Source organism: Rhodohalobacter sp., from assembly GCF_041686455.1.
GTDB lineage: Bacteria > Bacteroidota > Rhodothermia > Balneolales > Balneolaceae > Rhodohalobacter.
In genome coordinates, this window is record NZ_JAWLDW010000128.1 from 1 (window position 1) to 7,146 (window position 7,146).

7 protein-coding genes are annotated in these 7,146 nt (G+C 43.7%); 5 read left to right on the forward strand and 2 right to left on the reverse strand.

Annotation, left to right across the window (positions count from 1 at the left end):
* The 4 genes from mdh to ACESM0_RS11830 form a co-directional block, all read left to right on the forward strand.
* The coding region (gene mdh / locus ACESM0_RS11815) for a malate dehydrogenase (RefSeq protein ID WP_372906413.1) at positions 1-739 on the forward strand (739 nt) is incomplete at its 5' end.
* Between the two features lie 205 nt (positions 740-944).
* The gene (locus ACESM0_RS11820) at positions 945-1,448 is read left to right on the forward strand and encodes a hypothetical protein (protein ID WP_101073044.1); all 504 of its coding nucleotides are present in this window, start codon (positions 945-947) and stop codon (positions 1,446-1,448) included.
* Positions 1,449-1,456: 8 nt separating this feature from the next.
* Positions 1,457-2,035 (forward strand): hypothetical protein, encoded by a 579-nt coding sequence (locus ACESM0_RS11825; protein ID WP_133120203.1) that lies wholly within the window; start codon positions 1,457-1,459, stop codon positions 2,033-2,035.
* A gap of 10 nt (positions 2,036-2,045) precedes the next feature.
* The gene (locus ACESM0_RS11830) at positions 2,046-3,218 is read left to right on the forward strand and encodes a hypothetical protein (protein ID WP_372906414.1); all 1,173 of its coding nucleotides are present in this window, start codon (positions 2,046-2,048) and stop codon (positions 3,216-3,218) included.
* Here the strand turns inward: ACESM0_RS11830 and ACESM0_RS11835 are convergent.
* Positions 3,202-4,086: a pseudouridine synthase gene (locus tag ACESM0_RS11835; RefSeq protein WP_372906415.1), complete on the reverse strand. Its 885-nt coding sequence runs from the start codon at positions 4,084-4,086 to the stop codon at positions 3,202-3,204. The two genes, ACESM0_RS11830 and ACESM0_RS11835, sit on opposite strands and share 17 nt — an antisense overlap.
* Positions 4,031-5,014 (reverse strand): rhodanese-related sulfurtransferase, encoded by a 984-nt coding sequence (locus ACESM0_RS11840; protein ID WP_372906416.1) that lies wholly within the window; start codon positions 5,012-5,014, stop codon positions 4,031-4,033. Before ACESM0_RS11840 ends, ACESM0_RS11835 begins: the two co-directional genes overlap by 56 nt.
* A gap of 292 nt (positions 5,015-5,306) precedes the next feature.
* Here ACESM0_RS11840 and ACESM0_RS11845 point away from each other — a divergent pair, with 292 nt between their 5' ends.
* Complete coding sequence (locus ACESM0_RS11845; RefSeq protein ID WP_372906417.1) at positions 5,307-7,058, forward strand: MXAN_6640 family putative metalloprotease; 1,752 nt, start codon at positions 5,307-5,309, stop codon at positions 7,056-7,058.
* The last annotated feature ends 88 nt before the right edge of the window (positions 7,059-7,146 follow it).

A 7,146-nucleotide genomic window follows, 5' to 3' on the forward strand; every position in this document is an offset into this window, starting at 1 on the left:
AGACACCAAAGGATCTGATGTTTGTGTAATCACAGCCGGTGTGCCCAGAAAACCCGGAATGAGCCGTGACGATCTGCTCGAAATTAACAGCAAAATTGTTAAGGGTGTTACTGAAGAGCTGGTTAAATATTCTCCAGATACAATTATTATCATTGTTTCAAACCCGCTTGATGTAATGACCTATGTAGCACACACTGCAAGCGGCCTGAATAAAAGCAAAGTAATGGGAATGGCCGGTATTCTGGACACTGCCCGATTCAGAGCCTTTTTAGCACAAGAACTGGATGTGTCACCAAAAGATATCCAATCTCTGTTAATGGGTGGTCACGGCGACACAATGGTTCCACTTCCGCGTTATACAACCGTTTCCGGTATTCCGGTCACCCAATTGATCGCCAAAGACAAACTGGACGCTATTGTAGAACGAACCAAGAAAGGCGGCGGCGAGATTGTTGGCCTGATGGGAACATCCGCATGGTATGCACCCGGTGCAGCAGCTGCACAGATGGTTGAGGCAATAATGCTCGATCAGAATCGTATATTCCCATGTGCCGTGCTACTCGAAGGCGAGTACGATATTAAAGACATCTTCCTTGGCGTACCGGTTAAACTGGGACACGGTGGTATTAAGGAAATAATTGAGGTTGATTTAGACGAATCAGAAACCGAACTTTTAAGAGCATCAGAAAAAGCAGTCCGCTCCACGTTGGAAGACTTCAAAAAGCTGATGGACAAATAAACAAACCGCAAATAAAAGAAGGCTTAGTCTTCACTACTTGCATTTTAAGCCCCAATATGGCCCCGCCGTATTGGGGTTTTTTAATCGCAGAGCCCCTCAATTAAGAAAACTGTAACAAAAACCTGCCTTTATTCTCTTTATACTATAGATGGTAGGTCAGCTCTTAGAAGCTGAAACCAAAATATTCAATTTAACCGCAAATGCTATGATGGGATATACTGAAGTCATACAGGTCATGGGAGCCATGATCATTTTTGCTTTAGTGCTGACTACAGCAAATCGCTTCATGCTGAACAACGATACCGTTAGAGTCAGCTCTGAAGTTGAAGTCCGTGCTGTTTCCATTGCGCAGGATCTGATCGAATTTTCAAAAACAGTACCTTTTGATCAGGCAACTGCCGGTAATACCGTTCCTGACGATGTTCCCGATGATTTTGTGAATGGCAATCCTATCTCCACAACAACAGCTACGAATCGCCAGACTATTGATTCCTTTGAAGAGTTAAACGAATACTCCGAAACACTGAATACTGATCTGGGAGAGTTTGAAGTCACTTCAATCATTGAGTATATGGATCCCGCCGATTTGACATCTAACGCACCAACATCTGCTACGATTTATAAAAGAATTTCCGTTACTGTATCGAATGAATCCATGATGAATGACGTAAATCTGAGCTATATTCGGGTTTACAATAATACCAACTGAGAGAAATTATGAACTTAGGCTTAGTTACAAGTTTTATTATCGCCGCGCTTCTGATGCTCTCTATCGTATCCATGAACTTGAGAATGAGTCAGAGTACACAGGATATCTCTCTGCATACTATGAGCCAAAGCCATGTGAGTGCAATCAGTGATTTGATCCAATATGACTTCCCAAAAATCGGCTATAATGTATCGGGCCCGATTAGCAATCCGATTGCTTTTGCTGATGAAGATGAAATTCAATTTCAAGCCAATTTAGATAATGATGCAGGTGAGTCTATTGAAGCCGTTACCTGGAGGCTGGAAGATGATGTCTTAGCCGGATCAAACAACACAGACCATCGTTCACTGGTTCGGATAACGGGTGGAGATACACAAGAAATTAATGTAGGCGTAACCCGGTTCGAAATTCGATACTACAGTTTTGGAGATCCAAATCCACTGACAACTCCGGTAGCAAATACTGCTGATATTAATCGAATCGAAGTTATTTTAGAAGTACAGCCGAGAGAGGGTACCGGCCGCAATAACCAATACACAACATCATCCTGGCACCGAGTGTTTACTCCGCCAAATTTAAATTTATGAGGTAATTCCTATGGGACGAGCCATGCTTATTATTGTAGCCGGCGTGTTGATTTCGCTCGGCATCACACAAACATCCGTTTTTGGTGGGCTGAACAATTTAGCCGGCCATTCGGCTAACTACGCTGAGGCAACGCAAGCGCAAAATATTGCCTATATGGGATCAGAAATGGCTATTCGGGCTATGCTCGATGATCCGGATTGGAGAAATGGACAAAGAACGTTCAATGTGGATGGTGGCCAGGCCTCCGTTGGGGTTGAAGAAACCGGTACAGATGATCAAATCAGACTGGTTTCCGTTGGTCGATTTAATGGTGAAACACAACGATTATCTTTACTGCTTGATGAAAGTGAAAATAGTTTAGTGCCAAGAATTAATTCCGCATTAGGTTTATATATGGATAATGCATCAGATTATTCTTTCGGTATAAGTGGTGGCGGAAATAATAAAGGACAAATTATTGATGGACGAGATGCTTCAGGGCAATGTGAAGATTTGCCGGGTGTTATGGCATCAGACTCAGATGTGTATAAAGATGGCAGTGATTTAGATGATGAATCTGATAACATTAATGGAGATTCAAAGTTTGGATATGATCCTGACATGGATTTCAATGATGTCGTTACATTGATTGAAGCATTGCACTCCGGAACTTCCGGTGTTGATTATACAAATTTACAAAACAATGTTGACCAAGATGATTTTGGTGATGTAAACCCTGAAACAGGCATACCTGATCCCGGTGTTTTTGTTGTGGATAATACCACTGCTAAAATTAGTGGGAATACTGTGGGTTCTGGTATTTTAATTGTTAGAAGTTCCGGAAATGTAGATGTTGAAGTAGAAGCTGATCTACAAACAGCCGGTACTCCTGAATTTCATGGATTAGTTATTTTTGAAAACGCATTCGCATTGAGTTCAAGTGGTGCTGTGGAAATCTTTGGCTCTGTTCTAGTCGGAAAATCAAATGAAAATGCTCCCAAATTTGACATTCAGTTTAATGGAAAGGCAAAACTTCAGTATGATTGCAGGGCTCAACAATACGCAGACATGGCAGCTTCACGTACTGCCCGGAGGGTTTTTCAACAGTTAAGTGTATATCAAACGTCCGTAAACCCATCATCCAATAGTAACTCTGAAGAAGATGATAGCCTTCTTGAAGATGTTATTAATGGTTTACTTTAATACCCAATTCACAGATCTCTATTCCGGAACTCCGTAAGCTAATTGCGGAGTTTTGTAGTTTCTGGCCGCTGTCATCTCCGTTTGGGCCGTAGATTGGATCATCAAAAATAGGGAATCCGGCGTGTTTCAGGTGGAGGCGAATCTGATGGGTTCTGCCTGTTATCGGTTCACACCTTACTATAGTCTTTCCACTCTCGATTTCTTCCGGAAAAAATTTCGTAGTTGCAGGTTTCGCTCCCGTTAATCCTTCTCCGCACTCAAACACAAATCCTATCTTTCGCCGAATCGAGGCCTTTACAATGATTGGCTCGAGCATTTCACCTTCAACAACTGCATGGTACACTTTTCGTACCATACCGGCCTCAAATGCACTTCTAAGTTTTTTGGCCGACTCTTTATGCTTGGCAAACAGAACCACACCGGACGTCACAGCATCCAGACGATGAACCATTTTCAGGTTAACATACCCCATTTCACTGAGCATGTAGAGAAGCGTGTTTTTGTAATACCTGCCGCCTTGATGCATCGGAAGAGGCGCCGGCTTATAGACTGCCAGCCAGTCATCTCTCTCGTCTAATACATGGACATCTGAGGCCACGGCCGGCTCTTTAACTTTTGGAGAGTAGTGGTGCAGTTCACGATTTTCTTTCAGAATATCGACATATGAGACAGGCTTGCCGTCTTCCTGTATCCAGCCGCGATTAATGCGATCCAGCCAACCGGTTCGTCCGGCAAAAGGAAACCTTTCATCGAAGAAATCGAGTACGGTCTTCCCTGCATCACCCGGTTTTATTTTAATTTTGCGAGTCAGCTCATACGGAGCAACCACCCGAACCGGGCACGCTGACTTCTCTCTCTTTAAACTCATCGTCAAAGTAATTATACCATTTTCTGAACGGGCGAAAGGCGTTATCGGGATCAAAAGGACGTTTAAATTCGCTCTGTTTGCACTCTTCGCTGCAACAGCCTTCCATCAACCGGGCCCCCTCTTCGGAGCAGACAAATAGCTTGTTGCACTCCATATTCGCGCAGTTGATGTAATTATCAGCCGGTTTCCCGGTAATTTCGCAGTGCGCGACCGGTTCCAGGTTATCTTTGTTAACCGGTACTACAAGGCGATCATCAAATACAAAACACTTTCCTTTAAAATGCTCACCGCCCTCTTCCTTGGCATAATTTAAAATTCCGCCATGGAGCTGATTCACATCTTCCCATCCTTTTTTCTTCATAAGAACGGAGAACTTTTCACAGCGGATACCACCCGTGCAGTACATCAGTACTTTTTTACCCTTTGGAATCTCCTTCTCTTTTTCTTCAAGCCACTTCGGGAAATCAAAAAAATTCTCAACCTGAGGTTTAACGGCTCCCTCAAAATGACCGACTTTAGATTCGTAGTCGTTACGGACGTCAATCATCACATAATCCTCGCCGGACTCCATCGTCTTTCTCCACTCATTTGGAGGCATATGATATCCGCCATCTTCGGGATTCACCCCGTCCATATGCAGCGCCACAATCTCTTCTCTCACTTTGCACTTCAGTTTGGCAAACGGCACGGTATCGTGCATGTCTGTTTTAAACTCTGTGTCTTCAAATCCCTGCAGACTCCACACATACTTTTTATAAGCCTGCATTTGTTCCGGCGTGCCGCCAAGTGTGCCATTGAAGCCTTCATCACTGATATAAACGCGACCTTTTGCACCAAGGTCTTTTAAATAGGTTTTGTGATCCTCACAAAACTGTTCCGGATTTTCGATATGTTTGAAGTTGTAGTAGAGAATAACTTCGTACTTCATGGAAATAGACGTTTTATTAGCGGGAGTCGTTATACTTCTGTTTATGTGTTAACTTTGCGGAGTTAGGTTTACTTTGTGTTTGATTCTTAAAAATCAATGAAAAAGTCTCCCCCTAACAAGGGGAGATTTAGAGGGGTGTTCAATGGATTTTGTGATAATTCTACAAACATCCCCCTTACTCCCCCTTTTTTAAGGGGGAATTTTATCAATCAAACTCAAGGTAATACCTGTTTTTACACAGCATTAAAATTACGAATTATTCCATACATTATTGTCCCTCTTTGTTTTAAAAATGCGCTACTCTAAATATCTGATTTTACTATTTCTGCTGGTTGGATTAACCGTCGTATCCGTCGATAGTCTGGCTCAGACTGTTCAGCATCCGGTATTCAGAGAACTTGATGAAGCACTGAACCGTGGCGAGATCTCCAGGGAAACCGCATTGATAGAAAAACTCCGGTTTACATACAGGCCCGGTGAGTTACATCAACATCTGCATGAAAAAAAAGAGCATTCGACCATCAAATGTACGGTTCCCCTTCACGCCGAGTTTCTTCACCTAAAAGATCAACTTACAGCAAACACAGTTGCTGAAATTGAACCCTATTTTGAGCGCCCTGAAACTTCGCACCTGCAAGAGTATATATCAGATTCAGGAAACTTTATACTCTACTACGAAACCGACGGACAAAATGCGGTTCCTGCAGAGAGCACCATCGAGCCCGGTGTCCCGGACTATATCTATCTGGCAGCGGAAGCAGCAGATTCATCATATCGATACGAGGTTCAAGAACTCGGTTTTGTCGATTTTCTACGCAACGAACCGTATGAGATCTTCTTTGAGGATATTATTTTTTATGGAACCACAACGTCATCCGGCTCCTCTTCTTTTATCACCATCAACAACAACTTTGAGAACTTTCCTGAAAACGCTCATCCGGATGGTAATGCTATTGGAGCTCTTTACGCCACAATTGCTCACGAAATTAAGCACGCTATTCAATACGCCACTAACGGATGGGACGGCAGCGCCGGTAGTTTCGATTGGATTGAAATGGATGCCACATTGATGGAGGAGATCGTCTATCCCGACGTGGACGACTACTACAACTATATCCTCGATGATTTTGATTCGGACGAACCCAACAGCCTGTCTATTTTTGGTGCCCCGGGTTCCGCAACACCTGGAGCCTATTGGCACGTGACCTGGATGCTCTATTTTACTGAACAGTACGGGATGGAATTTTGGGTAGATGTTTGGCAACAGTTTATCGAAGAGCGCACAAAACCCTTCTTTGATGCTGTTGAAAGTTCTCTGGCTGAGAGAAACCGGCAGCTAAACCGCGAACACCTGAACAATATGCTGTGGCACCTGGCATCCGGACCAATCTATTCACTTTATGATTTTGGGTTTGAAGACCGGGAGAATTATCCCAATCCGAATATTTCAAACAGTATTGGCATGGCACCGGGTGATACGCGCGGATTCAGCTTAAGGGGGAAAGCCGCTCATTTTATGAGTGCTTCTCCATCCAATGTTGCGCTTGGACAGCCTCAGTTTACTATTGAGTCTGATGTTTCAGGAGTCGGGCTTGGAGTAATTGGATACTTCAGAGACGGTAGTGCAGATGTCCAGTTAGCCCTCCAGCCCGATAGCGAAATTCAATCATTGCAAACCATATGGAAGTGGGAAGACCTGATCGACATATCGATCGCTGTGGTGAACACCAATCGGTCCGCCGTGGCTAATTACGACCTGAATATCACATCTGCCCTGCCCGAAACCGACCGGATCGCACAGAATTATCCGAATCCGTTCAACCCCACTACAAAGATCGAATATGCGATCACTGAAACTCAGGATGTGAAAATTGAAGTATTTGATACGATCGGGAAAAAAGTTGCCACGTTGGTAGACAGCCAGATGCCGGCAGGTTTTTACTCTGTTGATTTTGATGGCAACGGACTTGCATCCGGCGTTTATATCTACAGAATTGTGACTGACAATACTGTGTCGAGTAATAAGATGGTGCTTATCAAATAGAGACGCGGATTAAGCGGATATTTGGATTTCGCAGACCTTCAGTCAGAACACTGCACGCGGTCAGACGGGTAGAGCTAGGCATAAATCT

What these genes read in the sequence shown, in the direction of transcription:
- ACESM0_RS11840 (WP_372906416.1), bottom strand. Translation starts at nt 5,014, where the DNA reads ATGAAGTACGAAGTTATTCTCTACTACAACTTCAAACATATCGAAAAT.
- ACESM0_RS11830 (WP_372906414.1), top strand. Translation starts at nt 2,046, where the DNA reads ATGGGACGAGCCATGCTTATTATTGTAGCCGGCGTGTTGATTTCGCTC.
- ACESM0_RS11820 (WP_101073044.1), top strand. Translation starts at nt 945, where the DNA reads ATGATGGGATATACTGAAGTCATACAGGTCATGGGAGCCATGATCATT.
- ACESM0_RS11845 (WP_372906417.1), top strand. Translation starts at nt 5,307, where the DNA reads ATGCGCTACTCTAAATATCTGATTTTACTATTTCTGCTGGTTGGATTA.
- ACESM0_RS11825 (WP_133120203.1), top strand. Translation starts at nt 1,457, where the DNA reads ATGAACTTAGGCTTAGTTACAAGTTTTATTATCGCCGCGCTTCTGATG.
- ACESM0_RS11835 (WP_372906415.1), bottom strand. Translation starts at nt 4,086, where the DNA reads ATGAGTTTAAAGAGAGAGAAGTCAGCGTGCCCGGTTCGGGTGGTTGCT.